Source organism: Verrucomicrobium sp. BvORR034 (assembly GCF_000739635.1).
Lineage (GTDB): Bacteria > Verrucomicrobiota > Verrucomicrobiia > Verrucomicrobiales > Verrucomicrobiaceae > Verrucomicrobium.
Genome location: NZ_BATQ01000175.1, coordinates 42,999 through 64,868 on the forward strand (window position 1 = coordinate 42,999; position 21,870 = coordinate 64,868).

Here is a 21,870-nt window from a genome sequence, read left to right on the forward strand (position 1 = left end):
CTGACGCACTGACGCACTGACGCACTGACGCACTGACGCACTGACGCACTGACGCACTGACGCACTGACGCACTGACGCACTGACGCACTGACGCACCGGCTCCTACTCCACCTTCAACACCCCGTTCATCACCAACCAATGCCCCGGGAAGGTGCAGAGATAAGGATACTCCCCCTTCTCCTGCGGGGCATTGAAGTGGATGGTGAACTTCTGGCCCGGCTGCACCATGTCGGTGTACACCAGGACCTCCGGTGACTCCGGCACATAGTGCCGGGCGGGGCCGGCGGGATCGGTAATCATCTTGTTTGCCAGATCGCCCACGCGCTGCAAGGCCCCGGGTTTGATGAACAACACATTGTGCGGCACGGCATCCGGATTGCTGAACTCCAGCGAGAGCCGCTCTCCGCTTTTGGCCACCAGTTGCTTCTGCGCGAACTGCAGCCCCAAGGCGGCCTCCAGTTTGACGGGACGACCACTCTCACCTTTCGCCCAAGGATTCACTCCAGTGGGCTCAGTGGTCACGGCGATATTTCCTGCGGGCACACTCCGCGCCTTCACCACCAGCTCCCTCGCCCCGGGGAAATCCGTGAACGGCTGCCCGAGCTGATGCACCGTGCCATACAGGTCCGTAGATTTCCCAGGACCCGTCGTGACGTGCAGATGGATCTGACTCGCTGGCCCCACCTCCGGCACTTCCAGGAAGAGCTTGCGCCCACCCTCCAGCACCTGCACCGAGGTCACCTCCAGGGCATCGTGTCCGGCCGTTTTCGGATGTTTCACCGACCACTCCTGGGAACCATAGGCGCTGGAGGTGATGTAGTTCCAGACCTGGACAAAGTGCTGGCGGGCCTCCCGCGCGACCGCGGCATCCACCGGTTGGTTAAAGGAAATCATCACTCCGTTCTGCCTCACCTCCCAGCCCACCGGCAGAGGCTCCGTCCCGCCCGTAAAACGCACCCGCTGCAGGCAGCCGTCCTTGGGTCCATAACAACCCCAGCCATACATGCCGCTGACATAGAGCTGACCGTCCTGCGCGTGAAAGCGGCCGCGTTGCGCGCCAGAAAGGAAATCCGCCGGCAGTTCCCATGCCGCCCCCTGAGGCTGCCCCGAGGTTGCATCCCGCAGCACCACCAGACCCGTGCAGGCCCCACAGGAAAAGGTGAGCAAGGTGCCGCGAGGCACGCCCCACGCATCACTCTCCACATAACACTGGCCGCCGGCTGAGTTGTCCACCCCACGCGGAAGATAGAGCAGCGGCGGTTCAATGGTCTTGCCCGGACTCGGCCCGCCCAGACCATAGAACCCGCCAGCCTTCACCTCGCACACCATCGAGGCTGGCGTCCAGTCCCCCTCCTGGCACGAGGTCGTGATGCGCCCTTCGGCAGAGAGCCCCAGACCATTGGGGTTACGAAAGCCCGTGGCCAGCACCTCCACCGAACCACCCGGCTTCACCCGACACACCCCCTGATTCCCAGAGGAGAAATAGAACCGGCCCTCTCCATCCCGCTGCAGACCACAGAGGTAGTCATGGCCGGAGGGTGAGGTGACCATGGCGTTCGTGATGCACTCGTAGAAGTCCGCCTCGTCGTCGTGGTTCAGGTCGTGAAGCCGGGTGATCTGGTCGCGCCCCAGCACGCAGATCTTGCCATCCGTCACCACCAGCCCCTGGGGCTGATGGAGGCCAGTGGCGAACCGCTTCCACGTAAGCCGGGCCAGGGATTCATTCACTCCTCGAACCAACCACACCTCTCCCGTCATGGTGCAAAGGGCCAGCGTGCCGTCGGGCAGAAAGCCATGGTCACTCACAAAGAAGAGAGCGCCGTACGGGTTGTCATAGGGAAGGGTCAGCGTGTCGAGCGCATAGGGCTTGCCCTCCCCAAGCGTCCCCTTCGTCTCCAGCATCTGCGGCCACTGGGCGGGGCCGCCATTGCGCAGCTCCTTCCAGGGATGCTCCTCCGCCCTGGCCCGCAGACGCCGAGGCGTGCCATTTTCCAGGTCCATCGCGTCCAGCATCTCCACCCCATCCAGTTCATAGGTGAACAACACGCGACTCCCGTGCCGGTAGAAACCGTGATACTTGAGTGAAGCAGGTGCGGGCGGCAGGGCCGTCTTCTGCACGGTCGCTCCGCCGGGTTTTGCCGCCTCCATGAAACCATGCCGCACTTCCGAGAGTTTGATGAAACCACCTTTCCACACCAGGGGAAACGAAGCCGTCACCGGGTCAAAGCAGGCTGCGAGTTCTCCTTCGCCCCCCAGGCGCACGCTGACCCCTTTGGGCACCACGAGGCCGTCCCCCTTGAACACGCCGCTGAAGAGGTTTCCCAGATCGGAACCCTTCCAGCGACCGTCCCGCCAGGTGTCATCGCTCTGGTTCCCCCAATGCCCCTGCGTACCACCATCCAGCCCCGGATACGGCGGCAGCAGCAGCCGCTCCGCCTGACGGCCTTTGAATGCCACCGCCTGCTTGGGGTAGTAGTCGTAGATCCGGTCCCGGTTGACTGGGTCCTGCCGGTTGGGCCAGCGGTCGGGGTGCAGCGGGGCTCGCACATAGGAGAACGGCTCCGGTTCGAGGGATGAACCCGCCACCTCCTTCTTCAGCGCCTCAAGGTCGTCGAAGTTCCAGAGCCCGATGGTCGCATCCGTAGGCAGCAGCGGCTCTCCGCGGCCCACGGGATTGGAGTTACCGCGGGCGATGCGCACCTCATCAATGATCCCGTCACAGGACAGCCCCTTCTCCACCAGACGGCCAAAGGCAATGCCCTGGGTGGGATGGGCCTTGGGCGTCGCGGGTGCCACCGGAGCATCCAGCACCTGCTTGTTGTCCACCTTCAGCCGCACGCGGTCGGATTCGATGATGGCGCTCAGTCGGTGCCACTGGCCGTCGCAGATGTTGGCCTGTGATTTGTACTCACCACCGCGACCGGGCATGTAGAGGCTGAGCACGCCGCTGCCGGCATAGGAGTAGAGTTCCCAATGCAGAGGGGAGGATTTGGATTCACAGGCCACAAGGATGTTGAACCCCCTGGCGCTGTCCAGCCGGGCCAGACACTCCACCGTGATGGGGAGTTCATGGAAATCATCTTTCCCCGCCAGCACCAGCCCGCCCTTGAGTGCCTTTCCCAGCACCTCACTGCGGGACGGCACCAGTTGCGGCCCCTGCGTCTGAACCGCCGTGGAGGCTGAGGTGCCCTTGTCTCCGCCGGGAGCAGGAGCCTTCCATGAGCGCGGCACAGGCCGGGGTCCCGCGTCACCACCGTCGAGTTGTTTCACCAGCCAGCGCAGGCCATCGAGGTTGTCCTGCAGGCGGGCTTCGGCGTCCTCGTTGGTGTGATTGAGGATGCCCATGGGTCCTTGGTAACCGCTGTCACGGATCACGCGCAGAAGTTGCAGATCCAGCTCCCCCTGGGCAATGGGCACGATCTTCTGCCCCTTGGCCTCGCCATCGGGCACCATGCCGTTGAGATTCAGGCAGAGCAGATGCGGGATCATCCGGGGCAGCACCTGCGCCAGACGATCCACTTGGCTATGCCCGTGGTGCAGGTTGTACACCATGCCCACATTGGAAACGCCCTGCTGCTGGAGCTTCTCGATGATCTTGAGCTGCGTCTCGGGTTCGCCGAACCAACCTCCGTGATTGTACAACCCCACCTTCACGCCCGCCTCTGCTGCCGCTGCGGCCAGTGGCTTGATGCGCGCCACCTCCTGGGTGAGCCGCGCCTCCTCCTCCGCAGCATTGGCGGGGGTCGGTCCACCACCGGTGATCCAGAGGTCGCACTCCTTCAATCCATGCCGCTTGATCAGATCGAGGATGAGCTTTCCCTCCGGCGTGAGGGAAGTGGGAAACCACCACCCCGTGAGCCGGATCTGATGCCGGGCCAGTGCTTCGATCTCCGCCTCAAAAGTGGGCACGTGTTCCGCCCGATAATCATAGACGAAGCGCGTGATCCCCAGCTTCACCAGCATGGCGGCGCGCTCCTCAGAGCCACGCTTTTTGGCATCGAACGGAACGATGCACCAAGCCGCCAGATTGGGCGGCGCAAAGACTGCGTTGCGATCTGGTGCCGGCTTCACAGCGGGAGCGGGAGCCGCAGGCGGGGCAGCGTTCACTGGCGAGGCAGCAAGGCAGAGCAGGGCGGGGAGGACAAACCATCTCATGGCAGGAAGGGATGCGAAAGACGTGGGACAGAACGTTCCCAAGATGGGCCGCTCTTTGCCCAAATGATAGAAGGGCAGCGTCCTGTCTTGGTACAAAAGCGGCGTCAGGCTCCCGCCGTGGTGCCATAGCGCTGCTGATACTCCCGCGGCGTCATCCCGGTTTCCTTGCGAAATTCGCGGGTGAAGTGGCTCTGATCGCAGAACCCGTGATCGTCCGCCACCTCGGCCAGGGTGCGATGCCCAAAGACAAGCGCATGGCAGGCCAGCCGGACCCGCAGTCTGCGGACATACTGTTGAGGTGCCACATGAAAGAGCTGGCGAAAGCGGCGCTCGAAGGCCCGGACGGAGAGCCCCGCCATGCGCGCCAGGGCGGCCGTCTCCAGCGGTTGCGCCACATGCGCCCGGATGCCGGACACCACGACAGACAAGCGAGCGTCTTCCACTGCCAGGACGGCTTCGGACTCCCCCACGGCGCGCGTGGTCCCGGCCGTACCATAGAGCCGCCCCCGCGCATCATGCAGCGGCACCTTGTTGGTGATGGACCAGGTGGCGGTGTGATCAAAACGCCCCACCAATTCCACCCGGTTGACGATCCGCTCTCCGGCCAGCACCAGCTCATCATCGGTACGGAACTGGTCGGCAAGATGCGCCGGGGAGAGATCCGCATCCGTCTTCCCCACCACCTCATCCAACTGCTCCAGGGAGTAGTTCAGCAGGAAGGCACGATTCACCCACTGGTACCGCCCCTGTCGGTCCTTGATCCAGGCCTGCGTGGTGGACCCAAGCATCTCCAACAGACTCAGCACGCCCGTGGCGGGGAGGCTGGAGAAAGAGGTGGAGGGAGGTGATGGCATGGCAAGCTCTATTACCCGTGTGTGGAAAGCAAGAGTGGGAATTTTTGAAGAAATACTTCTGACCCGCCTAAAGTCGGTACTCCAACCACGGCACGAACCTTCTTAAAAGCTCGGCGATGCTCCGCCCTGTTAACTTCAAAACCCAGCAGTGCGCCAGACGCACACTTCGTCTCAACACACCCGCGCCATGAGCCTGAAGAGCCCAGCCCAGGAGCGGAGGCCACGAGGTGCATCCAAGCATCAAGCCCCGGCATTCCTTTGCTGCTTCTTGCTCGCCGCCGACAACGCCTTCGTCCCCCTCAGGATGTCTGGCTCCACGGTGTTGGGCTGCTTCACCCCCGGCGTACTGCGCCCCTCTGACACATACTTCTGCAACAAGATCGAAAGCCGCTCCACCACCTCCGGATGCTCTGCCTGCACATTCTTTGTCTCCGCGGGATCTGCCGCCAGATCGAAGAGTTGCTGCCGCGGAGCTGACTTGTCCTCCTTGCCCGGCCTCGGGTCACTCCACCCGCCGGAGCCGGGGCAGAGTTCCAGTTTCCACGAACCCTGCCGGATGGAGAAGGCACCCGTGATGGAGTGGTGCACCACCGCCTCGCGCACGGCGCTGTCCTGCCCCTTCAGAGCGGGCAGCAGGCTGACGCTGTCCTCCGCGGCATCCGCCGGCAGCTTCACCCCCAGGGCATCCGCACAGGTGGCGGTGAGATCCACCAGACACACCGGGTGGGCATAGCTCGTGCCGGGCTTCACCACCGTCGGCCACTGGACCAGGAAGGGCACGCGGTGCCCGCCTTCATAGATGTCTGCCTTGGTGCCACGCCATGCCGCGCTGGGATTGTGACCCTTCGCCGTGAGGGTGGGGTAGTCCGCGCTGGGGGAGCAGCCATTGTCACTGGTGACAATGAGCAGGGTGTTTTCCTCGATCCCCTTCTCCTTCAGCGCCGCCACCACCCGGCCGATGGCGTCGTCCGTCTCCATGACGAAGTCGGCGTACAGGTTGAGCCCGCTGCGGCCCTGCCATTCCTTGGAGGGCATGATCGGGGTGTGAGGCGAAGCCAGCGGGAGATAGAGGAAAAACGGCTTCTTCGACTCCGCCTGGGTCTCCACATACTGCACGGCGCGGCGCGTCAGTTCGGGCAGCACTCCGGCACCATCAAAGCCCGGTGCGCCCGGACCTTCGCGCGTCCAGCTTTCCTTGCCGCCTTTATTCATGGGCAGCTTGATCATGGCGGAGGGCGACTGGGTGACGCGGTCGTTCTCGATGAAACAATACGGCACCATGTCGAGCGACGCACTGATGCCGTAGTAGTAGTCGAAGCCCACACTGTTGGGCCCGTTGGTGATGGGCTGGTCATAGTCCACATTCCCCACCTGGTCCGGTGACTCAATGCCCAGCGTAGTGACTTCCTTGCCCGGGAGCTTCACCCAGTCCATGCCGAGGTGCCATTTACCGATGCAGGCCGTAGCATAGCCCTCGGACTTGAGAAACGACGCGACCGTCAGGCGGCCGGGCTCAATCAACCGGGGACTCAATCCGCCCAGCACTCCGTTCTGCAATCGCGACCGCCAGTTGTAGCGTCCCGTCATCACGCCGTAGCGCGTCGGCGTGCAGACGGATGAGCTGGTGTGGGCATCGGTGAACTTCATTCCGCGCGCGGCGATGGCGTCCATCTGCGGTGTGGCGATCTTGCCCTCGGGGTTGAAGCACTTCACATCGCCATAGCCGAGATCATCGCAGAGAATAAAGACCACATTGGGCCGCGCCGCAGCATGGGCGGCCATGCTGCCAACGGCAGCCAGGAGGGGAAACAGGATGAGGGCGCGCAGTCTCATGAGCGGAGCAGGGAGCGGAAAGCTGCGTGGGAGAACGACCAGAGACCTGGCTTCTTTCTGGCCTCAATCCATTCGCCCAGGATTGACGGCTTATCCGCCTGTGGGTTACTGGAACCGCGTGATCACCAGCACCCGCAGCTTCCGCCTCGAAATGCTCCAAGTCGCCCGCCTTGCTCCCAAGGTGCTGGGGGACTCGGCGGAGCTGGTGGCAGAGTTCCTGCAGCGCCAGCTCACACCCGAGGGCGGCTTTGCCGACCGGGCCGGACGTCCAGATTTGTACTACACCGTCTTTGGTCTGGAGTCGCTGCTGGCACTGCGCAAGGAAGCACCGCTGGAGGCCACACGGGCCTATGTGCAGTCTTTTGGCGATGGCGCAGGCCTCGACTTTGTGCACCTGTGCTCCCTGGCCCGCTGCGCAGCCAATCTGGGTCGGAACGTGCTGAAGGACGATGTGAAGACAGGCCTGGCCTCCCGCATTGAAGCCTACCGCACTCCGGATGGCGGGTACCATGGCTCTCCCGGCAAGAGCGATGGCTCAGCCTACGGCGACCTCCTGGCGTGGGGTGCGTACTCGGATCTCGCCCTGCCCATGCCGGAGGAACATTGCCTGCTGCAATCCCTGCTGACGCTGCAGCTCCCCGATGGCTCCTTTGCCAACGAACCGGACATGCCCCAAGGCACCACGCCTACGACCGCAGCCGCCGTCATCCTGTGCAGCCACCTGGGCTACAAGCTAAGTCCCCTCACCGGAGAGTGGCTCATGAAGCAGGCGCATGCCGGGGGCGGCTTCCTGGCGGTGCCTGGAGCGCCCCTGCCGGATCTGCTGAGCACGGCCACGGCGCTCCACGCACTGGAGAGCCTGCAAACCAACTGGCAAATCCTCCGTGAACCCAGCCTGGATTTTGTGGACAGCCTGTGGAATGCCGAAGGTGGATTCCACGGCCACTGGGCAGACGACGACCTGGATGTGGAATACACCTCCTACGGCCTCCTGGCCCTGGGTCACCTGAGCAGCTAGACGGGCGGACTTTTATCTTGCCTTCCTTTCGCGCGAAATTTAAGGTACATTAGAAGTCGCACTTGGCTTCATAGTCGCTCACCTCAACCTCGGTCCCTGTCAGTTCGCGTTCCTTCACCCGTGCACGTTGTGTGCGGTCACTCCCAGCGTCATGGCGTTCTCCTTCCGCAGCTTCTTCGGCAAAGACAAACCCGACGACGGTTCGGCAGGAAGCTCCGCGATGACATCCTCCCCGCAGTCGCATCAGGGTGGTTATCCCTTTCAGAAGGGGAACCAGACTGGCACCTACTCCACCAAGGACGTCTTCCTGGGCGCATCCACCCCAGCGAATGGCAACGGGGCCAACTACCACGGGTCCAGCCCGTTTTCGCCCGCCACCTCCGTGCCTAGCACGGGTCTGACGGTGGAAGACATCCTGCCCTCCCTGCCGCCAGATGTGGTGAAGCCCGGTGGCGTGTCTCCGGGCCAGCCGCTGCAGATTCCCAATGAGCTGCTGGAGCGGGCTCTGCGCAGCGGCCAGGCGGCCCTGCCGTTGTTCGAGATCTATCGCGTGTGTCCGGCACTGTTCCGTACGCCGATTGCCCCGCAAGATGCCCGTTTTGTGTCCCTACCTCCTCACAAGCTGGGCGGTCTGGCGGCGCTCATGCACAAGCAACTGCCCCCGCAGGCCCCTGCCCCGACGCCGCATGCTGGACAGCCGCTCTTCATGGGTGGCAACCCCTTTCAGCAGGCGGCAGAGCCTCCTGCTGGCGGAGCCTCCGGAGAAACCACCTTGTTTCATCCGTCCCCGTTTCATGTGGAGGGCGTGAACGGACCGGCGCAGCCACCTCTGGTGCCCCCGCAGACAGCGCAGCCGATGCCGCCGTCCACGGTGCAGACGCCCTTTAATGCTTTCAGTCAGTTTGGTGCCCCGGCACCTGCCGAAGCCCCCGCCTCCCCACAGGACGCAGGTGAGAGGAGTGGCGCGCCTCTGCCGAACGCTGTGGCCGGGAACCCGTTCGCTCCGTCTCCCGCAGTCACCAGTTCCAGCTCCACCAGCCCCTTCCCACCGATGCCGGGAGGAGCAGGCCAGCCTTTTGCACCGTTCGGACAGCCGGCACCCGCCACCTCTCCTTTTGGTACCTCGAACCCGGAGCCCATGCCTCCCGTACCGGCGTTTTTCGGCACCCCGCCGGATCAACCAGAACAGGCCCCACCAGCGACGATCTCGCCGCCAGTTTCCCCGCTGTTCACCTTCAGCCATTCTGCGCCGACTTCCCCAGCCGCCGCGCCTCAGCCCGCTCCCACTTCTGCGAGCCCATTTGGCAATTTCCTCCCAGGAAATCCGCCCGTCGCCCAAGACGCCTTCCTTTCGCCTCCGGCGAGCGCTCCCCAGTCGCAGGCCCAACCCCAGTTTCCACCAGCGGCACCCAATCCCTTCTTCCAGCCGCCCTCGTCCACGAGCGACAGCGCCGGGGTTGCTCCGGCTCTGACACCGTCCCCAGCTTCCGCTCCCGGGCCGACCATGAATCCTTTTGCCTCTTTCGGTCTCCCGCCGGAACCAGTGCCTGCACCCCCGGTTCAGCCGATGGCAGCGGAATCCGCTCCGCCCAACGGGATGGCCCCCTGGCAGGCATTTTCTCCTACCCCCTCACCGGCACCACCTTCCGCGCCAGAAGTGCCGTCTGCCCCCTTCGGCAACGCCTTCAGCCCAAGCCCGAGTGCTTTTCCTGAGGCCCCTCCGGCCCCAGTCAGTGCCAATCCTTTTGATCGCATCAAGGCCCTGAGCTCGCTGCCGGACCCGTCCGCGAATGCGATGCCTGCTGCGCCTCAAGGGTTGTTTGGCCCCGCTCCAGCTCCTGTCCCCGCCAATCCCCAGCCCACCGCACCGGTTCCTCCGACACCCCCTCCTGTTTTCCCAGGGGTTCCCAGTCCCCTTGCTGAGGCAACTCCCGCCTCGATTCCTTCGCCAGCTCCGGCTAAGGAGAAGGCGATCTTCAGTCTGGCGACAGTGCTGTCCCGATGCTCGGAGCAGGAGATCGGCGTGAAGCCCGAGCAGATCCCCTCCTGGATCACCGTGGGCTTTCCCATCACGACGTTGGTGGACCAGCTTGCCAGCGGGAGAGTCACCGTGAAGCTGGCGGAAATCATGCGTGGTCTCGAACCCGAGTTCCGCAGCATCATCACCCCCTCCCGGCCAGACATCGTGGTGGAACTGCCCATCAATGACGTCTTCCATGCCCTGCCCTCGACGGCGACGCCTGCAGGTCTGCCGCTTGCCCAGACGTCGCCCGAGTCGATGCCGGTCATTCCGGCCGAGGCATCCGCCCCGCCGATCACCAAGTCCGCAGACGTGCTGGGCAGCGAGGCACTGGCGGCGATGGCCGCTTTCAAGCCCGCCTCAGCTGCTGATTCACCTGAAAGCCAGGCCGCCCTGCCCTCCCTCTTCAATTCGGTCAAGCCAGAGGAAAAGGAGACCACTTCTCAACTGCCCTCCGGCGTACCCTGGCCGTTCGAGGCCGCCCCCTCCCTGCCGGAGACTGATGCTCCCGCCGCCGCGTCTCAGGCCTTGTTTTTTGGGAATCCGATCGCGACGGAGGATCCGCCCGCCGTTCCGCCGTCCTACCACCAGCAGCCCAAGGCAGAGCCCGTTTTGGCTCCTGAACCGCCTGCCCCCCTTTTCCAGGCCACGAGTTCCCTGCTGGGTCTGCCCGTGGATCCCCCGGCCAGCAGCCGTTCCATCCGCTCTGAGGCCATCTCCTTCGGACCCGGGGTCAAGGCGGAGTTTACCGCCAATCCACCCGCTCACCTCCGCGCCAGCCGCGACCGCAACAAACAGCTCTTGCTTCGCGTGCTGCTGAGCACCGAGGACGATCTGGAACTGGAAGACGTCATCCGTCTTACCGGCGCGCTCCCAGGTGTGTCTGCCGCCGTCTGCCTGCAGGAAGGCACGATCATGGGGTATGCCAGCAACGGTACCAGCGAGGCGGAGAACTTCATCCGTCAAGCCACCCAGATCTACGGGCACCTGCAGCCCTTGATCCAGCTGACCGGCATCATGGACACAGAGACGCTGAGCATGAAAAGCGACCAGCTCATGGCCTCCTTCTCCCTGCAGGGTGAACTCGTGCTGGGCGTGCTCCACGACCCGGGCAAAAACGAGCCGACCCTCCGCGAGCGCATCACCCTCATCGCCCGCGAGCTCAAGGCTGTCGTGGGTGCCGCCTCCTGAATTTCCTCAAACCCGTCTTCATCCATCCCTTCCCATGGCTGTGATTCACGCCGACCGCAGGACGGTCAACTTCAAGATCGTCTATTGCGGCACCCCCATCGGCGGCAAGACCACCAACCTGCAACACATCCACGCGTGCCTGGACCCGAAATCACGCGGGGAACTCGTGAGTCTTTCCACCACCGCGGACCGCACCCTGTTCTTTGACTTCCTCGCAGTGGAAGCCCCCATTCTGAACGGCTACACCGCCAAGTTCCAGCTCTACACGGTGCCCGGCCAGGCGGTGTACAATGCCACCTACCAGCTGGTGCTCCAGCAGGCCGACGGGTTGGTGTTTGTGGCAGACTCCCAGATGGACCGCATGCGGGAGAACGTCCAGGCCTGGGACAACTTCCGGAACAACCTGCGCCTCAACGGGCAGTCCCTCGACGAACTGCCCCTGGTCATCCAGTACAACAAGCGCGACCTGCCCAACGCAGCGCCAGTGGAGTATCTGGAGTACCTCATCAACCAGGGCACACACCGTTGCCAGAGCTTCGAGGCCAGCGCGGCACGAGGACATAATGTCCTGACCACGCTCAACGCCATCTCCCACGAGGTGCTCGGCCGCTTCATGGCCAAGATGCAGCAGGGCCAGGTGCCCCAGTCCATGGCCAGTCGATCTTCCAGTGCCGCCGCCATGGCGGGAGTGTGAGGGGAACGATCAGGGGCGCAGACCGTCACATGCGAAACGAGAAGCTGCACGGAGTACAGACTTCAGCCTGCTCAGTCCGCGCTTGAATCCATGCAGCAAACTAAAGTTTGAACTACAAACCGCTTCCAACTGCCGCGACGCTGACGTTTTATTTGTAGTTCAAACTTTAGCTTGCTTCAGTATGCCCCAGACGCCCTGAGCAGACTGAAGTCTGCACCCCGAACAATTCTTCCGGAGCGGCCACCATAGATTCCGCGAACCCAAGATGTCGCCCTATCGTGCCATGCCCGCCGGTCCCGGAGGGACCACGGAAATTAGCCGGCGGTGACAACCACCGGAAAGGGATTCAATTCAAGCATCGCGTCCTGAAAGGACGCCGGAGCGGCCGCCATGTCTCCGACTCTCCCTCGACTCTCTACGCTGCTCCAGCCTCCGGCTTTCAGGAAATTACAAGATCTGCGAAAGCGGCATCAAGCCGCAGCACTCCAAGACGCTTCGCGACATTCGCACCTGGCAGGGGCACTCCCGCCACCCTGACGTTCCCGGCAAAATGCCGGGAACAACACGCAGGATGCGTGCGCTCAGCTTCTCCTCACCAACCACAACACTTCCGCAAGCTGACGCCCGTACCCGTACCACGCCAGCCCCAACACCTTGACTACTGACGCACTGGTTCACCTCACCTCAACTCACTTCGCTTCCAGCTTCAGGTAATCCAGCCCCACCATGAAGGCCTGGGCCGCAGCGGGATTCGCACCGGTAATCTTCACCACCAGCTTGTGATCACCCGGTTGCAACACATGCGTGCCCCAGTCCAGCTCTCCGGTGGAGATTACCGAGACGCTGTAGAGATCCAGCCCGGCCGCTGGGATGACTTCGCCATCCAGGCTCACCTCGATGGATGCGTAATCACGCGCTTTTGTAAGCGCAGCTTTGAGCGCATACTTGCCGGCTTTGGTCACCGGAAGCATGACCCTCATCGTGTCGCCGGGCTTCCCGCCGGTCCACCAGAGCTGGCGCGCCTGGCTCCATTGGCCGCCAAATCCGCCCATGTTCTGGGCCTTCACCTGCCCCTTGCTCACCGTCACTCCCTGCAATGTTTCCCCTTCGATTGCCCCTTCCACTTTGGCCGCCGCAGTGGCTCCACCTCCGGCTGCCTGCTGCTGAAGGTACGCCACCAGATTCACCACCTGCTCTGGCGGCAGCGCATCGAACTGGCCTTCGGGCATGGTGGAGAACTTGGAGATCTCGCGGCTCTTCACCTCTGCCTTGGTCAGGCTGAATTCCACCCCGCCAGGCATCACCACCTTGTAGCCGCTGTCTGACTCCTCCTTCACGATGCCGCTGAGCACGCGCCCATCATTCATGGAGAAGAGGTTCAGTTGATACGCCTTGCCAATAACCGCATTGGGATCCAGCACGTTCTCCAGAAGATAGTCCAGATTGCCCCGGTTCGAGCCGGTCAGATCTGGTCCCACGTTGGCACCTTCACCCAGCATGCGGTGGCAGGCGCCGCAGGTGCCTCCGTACATAAGCTTACCCTGGACCAGATCCGCCTTCTTGAGGCGTTCAGGAGTCAACAAGGCCTTGTACTTCGCCTTGCGCTGCGGGAGGTCGGCCTTGCTGGCGTTCACCGTGCCCCAGACCTTTTCAATCAGGCCGTCCACCTCGGGATTCTTGAGCGCCTGCAACTGCCGTACGAGGAAGGGCGACAAGGCATCCCGCGAAATGGACTTGTCTTCCACCCCTCTGAGAAGGGCCTGGGCCCCCGCAGCAGAAGACGCCAGCGTGGCCACGGCATCCGCCTTCTCGGCCGGTGCAAGCGAGGCATACACCTTGGTCAGAACGACCGGCGTCTCTGGATGTGAAAGGGAGGCCAGCGCCTGCACCGCACTGCTGGTGAGCGCGGCATCTCTGGCCGCCACCAGCTGTTGCATGAGTGGCGCACTTTGCTCATCCCGCACCTGCAACAACACTTGAAGAGCACGGTCCCGACGTGGACCGGCGGCAGACTTGTCCATCAACAGCTCACGGTGCTTCTGCACCGCGGACTGATCACCAAAGTACGCAGCCAGTTCATCCACCAGCGCCTTCACCGGCTCCGAGGCTCCGGCCCGGAGTTTCCCGGAGATGCCCGCCCACTCTCTGGGCGCCGCAAGTTTCCCTGAACCCCGGGCGGAGGCCACCAGCAGGTTGAGCAGCTTTTCCCTTTCGCCAGCATCATCCTTCACCGCGATGGCCGCCAGAATGGCCTGCCGTCCTTCATCACTGCCCGCCATGCGGCGGTAGATGTATCCGGTCACCTGTTCGAGCTTGCTGGAGGCCGCAAGGTTCAGCCCGGCTTCGCCATCCGCCCCGACAAGAGGCTCGATGCCATACCAGAGGAGGAGCGGGATGTTCGGATCCTGCTTGTCTTCCTCACGGGCGATCAAACCAAGAGCGATCTTGGATCGATCTTCCAACGGCAGACGCTGCAGCAACGAAGCCAGCTCACGACGCACCAAGGGCGACTTCTCCTGCTGCGCGAGGCGCTCCAAGGCGTCGGGAAGGGCCGGCCGGTACGTGATGGGCCCCTGGCCCATCAGGCGCACCGCCCAGGCACGCAACTCCGGCTCGGGCCGGTCCAGCAGGCTGGTCAACAGGGTTTGGTCAACGGATTTGATGACCACGAGCCCCCACAAGGCCTTCAACTGGCGCTCCACCGGACCAGGTCCTTTCAGGGCCGACCGCAGCGCGTCCTTGGCCGAGTCATCCACCCGCCCGTCTGCCGCCTTCTCCATCAACAGGCGCTGCGCCATGCGGACCTGCCAGGAGTTCGAGGAGTCCAGGAGCATTCCGACCAGCGCCGTGTCGCTTTTGCCCGCTGGCAGGTCCTTCGTCCATGCTGTATTGAGCTGGTCATACACCACCCGGAAGATTCTGCCGTTCGTGCGGTTCCAGATCTGAACGTCCTTGTGGTGGCAGGTCTGCTCGTCATACCAGTCTGAGACATACAGCGCCCCGTCCGGCCCCACCCGCTGGGTCACGGGAATGAACCAGTGATCGTTCGATCTCATGAAATCCGGCCGGCGCTGCCCGGTGTATCCACTCAGGGCGGGCTCCACCGCATTGTGCACCAGACGATGGCCGTGGAGGTTGCCAAAGAGGAGCGCGCCGCGGTAGAGTTCCGGGAAATTATCCCCCTGGTAGATGGCGAGCCCGCAGTGGGCATGGCCACCACCGGCCTGGTCGGTGCTGGCGGGCACTGCCAGGTTTTTCAGCTCCTTGCGATCACCCCAGGCGGCGTGGTCCTTGACCTCGCCGGCGTAGTGGCGGTGCTCCGCGATGGTCTTGATGTCGTCATACGTGTAGGGGTTGAAATGCTGGCCTGCCTGCCGTTGATACCTTCCGCCCGGCAGGATGTGATAGAGGTGCGGGATGACACACGCGGTGACGAAGAACTCGCCGCGGTCATTGAAGTCCAGACCCCAGGGATTGCTGGTGCCGTGGGCAAACACCTCAAACTGGTGTTTCACCGGATGATACCGCCACACGCCAGCGTTCAGAGGCTGCCGCTCCTTATCCGGTGTGCCAGGCTTGCCCACCAGAGAGTGGGTGAAGACGCCGTGGCAGCCATAGAGCCAGCCATCCGGCCCCCAGATGAAGGAGTTCAACGTCTCGTGCGTGTCCTGGTTGCCCCAGCCATCCAGCAGCACCACAGGGTCGCCATCAGGCTTGTCGTCGCGGTCTTTGTCAGGAATAAAAAGCAGGTTGGGTGCGGCTCCGATCCAGACGCCTCCAAAGCCCACCTCAATGCCGCTCACCAGGTTGAGCTTTTCCATGAACACCTTCCGGGTCTCAAAGCTGCCGTTACCGTCCTTGTCTTCAAAGATGAGGATGCGGTCCTTGCCCTCACCCGGCTTCGCAGGCTGGGGGTAGGTGTTCCCCTCCACCACCCAGATGCGTCCCCGCTCGTCCCAGCACATCGCAATGGGCTGCACCAGATCCGGCTCGGCGGCAATGAGATCCACCTTGAACCCCTCCGGCACGACCATGTTCTTCACGGCGTCCGCCGCTGACTGCCCCACGACATACGCCTCCGACCGGAGAGAATCTGGTCCGTAGATCTTCCGCGGCTGGAACTGGGCGTACCGCGCCGCATCCACCTGCTCGCGCTTTTGGACGAGGACATAACATCCCGCCTTGTTCCCGATGACCACATCCACCAGACCGTCGCCATTCACATCACCCGTGGTGAGCTGCGTACCCACCCCGCTGGCGCTGTCCATGAGATGGGGCACAAAGCTGACCCCGCCCTTCTTGTCCCGCTGCGTCTTGAACCAGTAAATGACCCGCGGGTCCCGCTCGTTGGGATCGTGCCCGTTGTGCGCCCAGTAGCGCTTCCCGGTGATGATGTCCTTCAGACCGTCCCCGTCCACATCCACAAGCGCCAGGGCATGCGGCTGGCTGAAGCGCACGCCGTATTCATTCTCCCAGGGCTCCTGACCCACGATCGTGTGCTTGATCCAGTTCGGCCCATCCCCTCCCTTGCCAGCCTGGTTTTCAAACCACGCCACTCCGAACTGGTGTGCATTCAATGAGGAAACAACATCATTGTCCCCGTCTCCGTCGAAGTCATACGTGAACATCTGCGCCCCACCCCCGCCCGTGAGCTGGAAGGTGCGGGAGGGCCACACCGCCTCACCGGGTGTGTTCTTCCACCAGCGTCGCGACTCCAACAGGTCCAGCCTGCCGTCGCCATCCACGTCGCCCACTCCCATGCCGTGCGTGAAGCGCTGCACCTTCACGTCATCGGTTAGAGGAATAAACTCCCATTTCGCCTTTGGGTCCGCCGCCGGGGAGGCGTAGCCAAAGCGGCCATTCTGCGAGCACACAATCTCCGGTTTGCCGTCACCGGTGATGTCTGTGTACTCCGGTGACTCATTGTCCACCACGTCCAGCACCACATGCATTTTCCAGGCGTCGGTGGTGGCGGCATTTGCGCCCGGGTTCTCATACCAGCGCGCCTCCTTACCGGGAAAGCCCAGCACCAGCACATCCTGCCACCCGTCGCCATTCAGGTCCGGCGTGTACACGAAGAAATTGTCTGAGTACCCGTTAATGGAGAACTCCTTGCCCGGATAGAAGGTGTGACGCTTCGTGAAATCCGGCCCCTCCCACCAGTACGGTCCGTACACGATGTCGCTTTTGCCGTCGCGGTTCAGGTCACCGACGGCCGCTCCTTCACCGAAGAAGCGGGTCTCCAGTTGTTGCTTTTCAAACCGGATCAGGGTCTCTGCCGATGCCGCACCAGCAAGAGCCAGCGCGGTCGTCAGAATGAGGGGAAGTCGGACATTGGCCATGGTAAGTGCGGAGGAAGACGCTGAGCCAGTTACGGGAGGGCACATGGCATCTAGCGGACATGTTTTATGCGAAATCGGCCAAACGGGGTTAAGATCCGGTCCATCTCACGAAGTCCGGCTTCGGCAAGCCATTGAGTGAAATCTCAATGCTTTCTGTCACATCCAGTCATGGCCTGACAAGCTTTTGCATAGAAGAGCCGCGCCGAATTTTCCCAGCACAAACCGAGGCCTTGTCCCCTGAAGTCATGACCGTCACATCCCCACCTCCCCCTCGCCAGCGATTGCTGGCCCTCCCTGCCATGGCGGCGTTGCTCGTCGCCGCGTTTCCCCACCCCGTCCCAGCAGCCGATGAGGTCATCGGCGTAGGCGGCTTTGGTGGGAAACAGGCCACCATCATCAATGAACCCTCCAAAGGTGGCACCACAGCCCCGCTTCCCGGTGCCGGAGTTCCTCTGCAACCGGCAACGGTCCCAACGACACCTCCCCCTGCCGGAGCCCAGACCCGGCCGGCCGCGCCACCGCCCCCAGCCGCACGCCCCGGTGCGACGCTGACGCCGGGAGTGATCAACGAACCTAACATCACCACCTTCCCGGCCAAATCGCCACCCCCCTTCGGCGGCATGGCCCCTGCACCCTCCCGTTTGGGTGAAGGATCAGCCCCTTTTCAAAATCCAGGGTTCCCGCCAGTGACTGATCCTGTGGCAAGCCAGCCTGGCAATGCGGCAGCACGGTCCACGCCCGCCCCTGCGGCCTCTCAGGCTCCTGCCTCCGCCACCCCGACGCCCTCCGTTCCACCGACTCCGTCATCGTCATCGTCCGCCCCACGCTCCACCCCCGAGCCCTCGGTGGCACCAACCTCAACCACCCGGCCCACACCCACTCCGGCTCCACCAGCGACTCCTGCGCCAGCACCCGCCCCTGCCCCTGCTCCGGCCGCCCCACCCACGGTCCCCGCTGAACCCGCTGGCGCTCCACCGACTGGCGGCGCACCTGCCAAGGTGATCGACTTCGGCGATCGTCCGGCCAATCCGCCCAGCGCCTCCGCAACGGCCCCTGCTCCGACTCCCGTGGCCACCACGGAGTCGGGGCGGCCCCTGGGGGCAGCCCCCTCGGCTACCTCCTTCCCGGCCAAGTCGCCACCCCGCTCGATGGGTGCGCTGAATCCGACGCCCCCTGCGGCAGCAGCGCCTGCCCCGGTGGTGACGCTGACCCCGCCACCACCCGCTCCTGCGCCCCCCGCCCCTGCGACGCCTGCTCCTGCTCCGACCCCGGCAGCTGCCACAGCGCACACCACGCCCGCAGCACCGATGTCGAAGGAAGAGGAAACTCTCCGGGCAGCAGTGAAGAAATCAGAGAAGTCCAAGAAACCCGATGAATGGTTCTCCGCCAGTCATGACCTCTGCGTGTATCTCTACCGTGATGGCCGCTACCAGGAGGCCCGTGACACCGCTGCAGACTTGGTGGCCAAAGCGATAAAGACCCTCGGCAAAGACAACAAGGACACGCTTCAGTACTGCAATGATCTGGGCGCCTTCCACTTCTTCCTCAATGAATACGCCGAGGCAGAGAAGTTCTACCGCATGGCCCTGGAGGGGCGCGAGAAGACGCTGGGCAAAGACCACCGTGAGACGTTGCAGAGCTCCAACAACCTCGCCGTGCTTCTGAAGGCCAAGGGCGATCTCCGTGGCGCGGAAGCCCTCTACCGTACGAACCTGCAGGCCAACGAACGTACCGATGGCAAAGACCACCCCTCCACCGCTGCCACTCTAAACAACCTGGGCCTGGTGCTCCTGGATCTGGGCGAACCAGCCGAAGCCGAACAGTGCATCCGCCGTGGTCTCACCATTCGCGAGAAAGAACTGGGTCCTCAATCCACGGACACTCTCGACAGCCAGAACAACCTGGCCCTCATCCTCGGCAGCAAGCGGGAGTTTGAAGAGGCTGCCAAACTCTACCGGAAAGTGCTCATCGCCCGCGAAGGCCTGCAAGGGAAAGAACACCCCTCCACCTTGAAGGTGGCCGAACGCCTCGCCGGCGTGCTGGGCAATCTGAACAAGCATGAGGACTCCATCATGCTCTACAAGCGCGTGCTCGATGCCCAGGAACGCAAGCTGGGCCCAGACAATGAGGACACCCTCCTGACAGTGACCAACCTGGCCTATGCCTACTACCTCGACGGCGAATTCGAAGCCGCTGAACCCCTCTTTGAACGGGCCATGACCGGCCTCGAAAAACTGCTGGGACCCGATCACCCCTTCGTGGCGCAGACCGCGCACAACTTCTCCCTCATGCGTGAAAAGCAGGGGAAACTGGACCAGGCTGCCGTGCTGGCCGCCAAGGCCGTCGCCGCTGCGCAGAAGACCCTGCCGGACAATCACACGCAACGCGCCACGTATGAGAAGCACCTCGCCAGCCTGCGCGCCTCCGGATCAAGGTAACAACCTGAACCGCCGGCCCCGGGTGAACCCTAGTCCACCTTGATGCGCGGCTTCATCTTCTCAAAAGTCTTTTCGCCGATCCCCTTGACGTTCTTCACGTCCTCAACGGTCTGGTAGGGGCGGCCTTTGATAATCGAGTGCGCCGTCTCCGGCCCGACTCCCGGCAGAGTTTCCAACTGGACTGCCGTGGCCGTATTGAGATTGAGCACCGCCGTGGCAGGGTCATGAAACTTCCGCCAGGCCGCGATGCCTGCTGCCGCCAGAATCAGGACGGCCACCAGCGCGAGAAACAAGTAGTTTCCACGACGCGACGCCGCCTTCCGCTCTTCCCGCCGGCGGACCGCCGCAGATTCATCGTAGAGTTCGCCCATTTGCCATGAAGCATACCGGGATTTTCTCCGGGAGGCAACTCGCGGATGTGAGCGACGAACCCCTCAGGTGGTGGTCCAGTTCACCACCACGGTCTGCTCCCGCTGGTTGCGGTCGAGGTACTTCACGTGGCCGTGCTCGGCCCCGTACTCGTGGATGCACTTGGTGACCTTCACGTCATAGCAGCAGTACTCGGCGATCTCCGCGAGCTTGCCCTGCTGCCACCAGCGAATGGCCTCCAGACCGTCCGCCGTCTTGCCCGCCCCAAGAGTGGCACTGGCCAGGGACTCCAGCTTCAGGCGGTGCCCCACCTTGGTCTCGATGTCCGCCATCAGGTCCAGGCTCTGCAGTTCCTCCTTCAGGTCAAAGGCGTAGTAGCCCATGAGCACCCCGTAGTCGAAGCTGATGTGGTTGAACCCAATCACGAGATCTGCCCGGCGCAGCTGGGTGATGAGATCCTGCACCGTGCTCTCCGTGTAGATGTGGTACTGCCCCGTCTTGCTGCTGTAGGTGCAGCCGATGGACATGCCCATCTGGTGCTTGTTCTGCCAGCCTCCGACATCGTTGGCGGTGCGCTGGGTTTCGAGGTCAAAGTAAACAATATCGCGGGCCATGGATTCCTGTGTCCATGGCATGCGGTGGTCACTTTGGCAAGTTGCGCATGGCCTCCAGCATTTCCTTGCTCATCAAAAGGGTGAGCACGCCCAGCACCAACAGGAGGGCAACCAGACCCGCCAGCACCACCATGCGCCAGGGCTCCGGCTGACCATGCTCCACCCGCGTGTGGCAGCTTTCATCCCAGGAAGTAAACCCTTTCTGGAGGAGGCGGATGCGCCACCAGGCCATGGCGATGAGGGCGATGACCGGCACCAGACAGAGGCCCATGCCCTTCAACCATACCTGAACAGAGCGCATCAACGCCTGCTGATACGTGGGCAGACTGCCATCCAGACTGCGCACCTGAATACGCAACAGCGCCTTGCCAGGGGTGGTGCCCCGTTGACTGAGAAACCAGGCCTCCAGCGGGACAAAAAGCAGCAGAGTGACGGAATTGATCAGCCACTGCTCCATCCCCGGCCTCATGAGCACCTCCGCCGCCTCAGGAGGTAGCAACCCGCGCAAGGCCAACCCTAGCGTGAAGCTGAACCAGAAGTAGTCCACCATGCGCGCCCAGAACCGCATCCATGGCCGCGGGCGATCCAGTTCCTCCCGGGCCACATGCTTGGTGACCTCTGCCGCCGCCAGCACATCCGGGGCGGGCGGCCAGTATCCGTCAAATTCATCCAGCTCCCTGAGGGGCACCCAGTTTGGCACGCCGAGGCGCCACACCAGTTCATCCCCCTTCAGCAGACCTTCACGGATCTGCTCAATGATCCGGAACTGCGAGTGCGGTCCACTTCGATCGCCTGCGATGGAGAGATGATATTCCATCCTCAGGAAAAGTGGGCAGCGAGGCTCCGTCCGCTATGGACAGGGCCCGAAGCGAAGGTAAGACCGATCAGAGGCGATAGACAATACGGGCTTTGTCACCGTCATAGTGGGACATTTCCAGCTTCACCTGGTCGCCAATGACGAGACGGATGAACCGCTTGCGCATCTTGCCGGAAATGTGGGCGAGGACTTCGTGGCCGTTCTGGAGCTTCACGCGGAACATGGTGCCAGCGAGCACGGCGGAAACGGTCCCTTCCAGCTCGATCGGCTTGTCCTTGTCTTCCATGCCCTCAGGGCTCTGGCCCAACTGAGGACCGGGGCGCCCCATGAAACCGCGTCCACGCGGACCACCGCGGTGACCCCCACGACCGCGACCACCTCCGCCACTCCGACGCGGAGGGCCAGCATTTCGGGGTCCAATCCCGCCTTGCGGGGAATCATTGCGGTTCGGTTGATTCGGCTGGGGTGTCATATTTGATCTACAAAAAAACAAAGGCACAGAGATTGCCCGAAGGTGCCGCCTG

The 21,870-nt window shown here is 63.1% G+C and carries 12 protein-coding genes; 4 read left to right on the forward strand and 8 right to left on the reverse strand.

All coding sequences use genetic code 11. The features are described from left to right. Positions 1-103 precede the first annotated feature (103 nt). The 3 genes from BV034_RS30595 to BV034_RS30605 all read right to left on the reverse strand — a co-directional run bounded on the left by BV034_RS30595 (position 104) and on the right by BV034_RS30605 (position 6,843). Complete coding sequence (locus BV034_RS30595; protein ID WP_050030741.1) at positions 104-4,156, reverse strand: DUF6797 domain-containing protein; 4,053 nt, start codon at positions 4,154-4,156, stop codon at positions 104-106. A 104-nt stretch (positions 4,157-4,260) separates the two neighbouring features. Next, a complete protein-coding gene (locus tag BV034_RS30600; RefSeq protein ID WP_050030742.1) occupies positions 4,261-5,010 on the reverse strand; it encodes an AraC family transcriptional regulator in 750 nt (249 codons plus the stop codon). A 240-nt stretch (positions 5,011-5,250) separates the two neighbouring features. Beyond that, positions 5,251-6,843, reverse strand: a complete 1,593-nt coding sequence (locus BV034_RS30605) for an arylsulfatase (RefSeq protein WP_050030743.1) — start codon at positions 6,841-6,843, stop codon at positions 5,251-5,253. A gap of 118 nt (positions 6,844-6,961) precedes the next feature. On the opposite strand from BV034_RS30605, the gene BV034_RS30610 reads away from it, so the two are divergent. The 3 genes from BV034_RS30610 (at position 6,962) to BV034_RS30620 (ending at position 11,766) form a co-directional block, all read left to right on the forward strand. Beyond that, complete coding sequence (locus BV034_RS30610) at positions 6,962-7,861, forward strand: prenyltransferase/squalene oxidase repeat-containing protein (protein ID WP_265593653.1); 900 nt, start codon at positions 6,962-6,964, stop codon at positions 7,859-7,861. A 151-nt stretch (positions 7,862-8,012) separates the two neighbouring features. Beyond that, positions 8,013-11,072: a hypothetical protein gene (locus tag BV034_RS30615; protein ID WP_050030745.1), complete on the forward strand. Its 3,060-nt coding sequence runs from the start codon at positions 8,013-8,015 to the stop codon at positions 11,070-11,072. Between the two features lie 34 nt (positions 11,073-11,106). Then, positions 11,107-11,766, forward strand: coding sequence for a GTPase domain-containing protein (locus BV034_RS30620; RefSeq protein WP_050030746.1), 660 nt, complete (start codon positions 11,107-11,109; stop codon positions 11,764-11,766). 689 nt (positions 11,767-12,455) lie between these two features. Here BV034_RS30620 and BV034_RS30625 read toward each other — a convergent pair. Further along, a complete protein-coding gene (locus BV034_RS30625; protein WP_050030747.1) occupies positions 12,456-17,108 on the reverse strand; it encodes a PVC-type heme-binding CxxCH protein in 4,653 nt (1,550 codons plus the stop codon). 245 nt (positions 17,109-17,353) lie between these two features. Between BV034_RS30625 and BV034_RS36585 the strand changes: the two genes are divergently transcribed. Beyond that, positions 17,354-19,546 (forward strand): tetratricopeptide repeat protein, encoded by a 2,193-nt coding sequence (locus tag BV034_RS36585; protein ID WP_265593654.1) that lies wholly within the window; start codon positions 17,354-17,356, stop codon positions 19,544-19,546. 29 nt (positions 19,547-19,575) lie between these two features. Here BV034_RS36585 and BV034_RS30645 read toward each other — a convergent pair whose 3' ends face one another. The 4 genes from BV034_RS30645 to infA all read right to left on the reverse strand — a co-directional run bounded on the left by BV034_RS30645 (position 19,576) and on the right by infA (position 21,632). After that, the gene (locus tag BV034_RS30645) at positions 19,576-19,917 is read right to left on the reverse strand and encodes a helix-hairpin-helix domain-containing protein (protein WP_081888245.1); all 342 of its coding nucleotides are present in this window, start codon (positions 19,915-19,917) and stop codon (positions 19,576-19,578) included. Positions 19,918-19,980: 63 nt separating this feature from the next. After that, on the reverse strand, positions 19,981-20,550 hold the full coding sequence (locus tag BV034_RS30650) for a ribonuclease H-like domain-containing protein (protein WP_050030751.1): 570 nt from the start codon (positions 20,548-20,550) through the stop codon (positions 19,981-19,983). 7 nt (positions 20,551-20,557) lie between these two features. After that, positions 20,558-21,346 carry an RDD family protein gene (locus BV034_RS30655; protein WP_050030752.1) on the reverse strand — a complete coding sequence of 263 codons (789 nt, stop codon included), beginning with the start codon at positions 21,344-21,346 and terminating at the stop codon, positions 20,558-20,560. 67 nt (positions 21,347-21,413) lie between these two features. After that, the gene (infA, locus tag BV034_RS30660; RefSeq protein WP_029190850.1) at positions 21,414-21,632 is read right to left on the reverse strand and encodes a translation initiation factor IF-1; all 219 of its coding nucleotides are present in this window, start codon (positions 21,630-21,632) and stop codon (positions 21,414-21,416) included. Positions 21,633-21,870 lie beyond the last annotated feature (238 nt).

Excerpts from the sequence above, each read along its gene's own strand:
- BV034_RS30595 (WP_050030741.1), bottom strand. The coding sequence starts at position 4,156 with ATGAGATGGTTTGTCCTCCCCGCCCTGCTCTGCCTTGCTGCCTCGCCA.
- BV034_RS30600 (WP_050030742.1), bottom strand. The coding sequence starts at position 5,010 with ATGCCATCACCTCCCTCCACCTCTTTCTCCAGCCTCCCCGCCACGGGC.
- BV034_RS30605 (WP_050030743.1), bottom strand. The coding sequence starts at position 6,843 with ATGAGACTGCGCGCCCTCATCCTGTTTCCCCTCCTGGCTGCCGTTGGC.
- BV034_RS30615 (WP_050030745.1), top strand. The coding sequence starts at position 8,013 with ATGGCGTTCTCCTTCCGCAGCTTCTTCGGCAAAGACAAACCCGACGAC.
- BV034_RS30620 (WP_050030746.1), top strand. The coding sequence starts at position 11,107 with ATGGCTGTGATTCACGCCGACCGCAGGACGGTCAACTTCAAGATCGTC.
- BV034_RS30625 (WP_050030747.1), bottom strand. The coding sequence starts at position 17,108 with ATGGCCAATGTCCGACTTCCCCTCATTCTGACGACCGCGCTGGCTCTT.
- BV034_RS36585 (WP_265593654.1), top strand. The coding sequence starts at position 17,354 with ATGACCGTCACATCCCCACCTCCCCCTCGCCAGCGATTGCTGGCCCTC.
- BV034_RS30645 (WP_081888245.1), bottom strand. The coding sequence starts at position 19,917 with ATGGGCGAACTCTACGATGAATCTGCGGCGGTCCGCCGGCGGGAAGAG.
- BV034_RS30650 (WP_050030751.1), bottom strand. The coding sequence starts at position 20,550 with ATGCCATGGACACAGGAATCCATGGCCCGCGATATTGTTTACTTTGAC.
- BV034_RS30655 (WP_050030752.1), bottom strand. The coding sequence starts at position 21,346 with ATGGAATATCATCTCTCCATCGCAGGCGATCGAAGTGGACCGCACTCG.
- infA (WP_029190850.1), bottom strand. The coding sequence starts at position 21,632 with ATGGAAGACAAGGACAAGCCGATCGAGCTGGAAGGGACCGTTTCCGCC.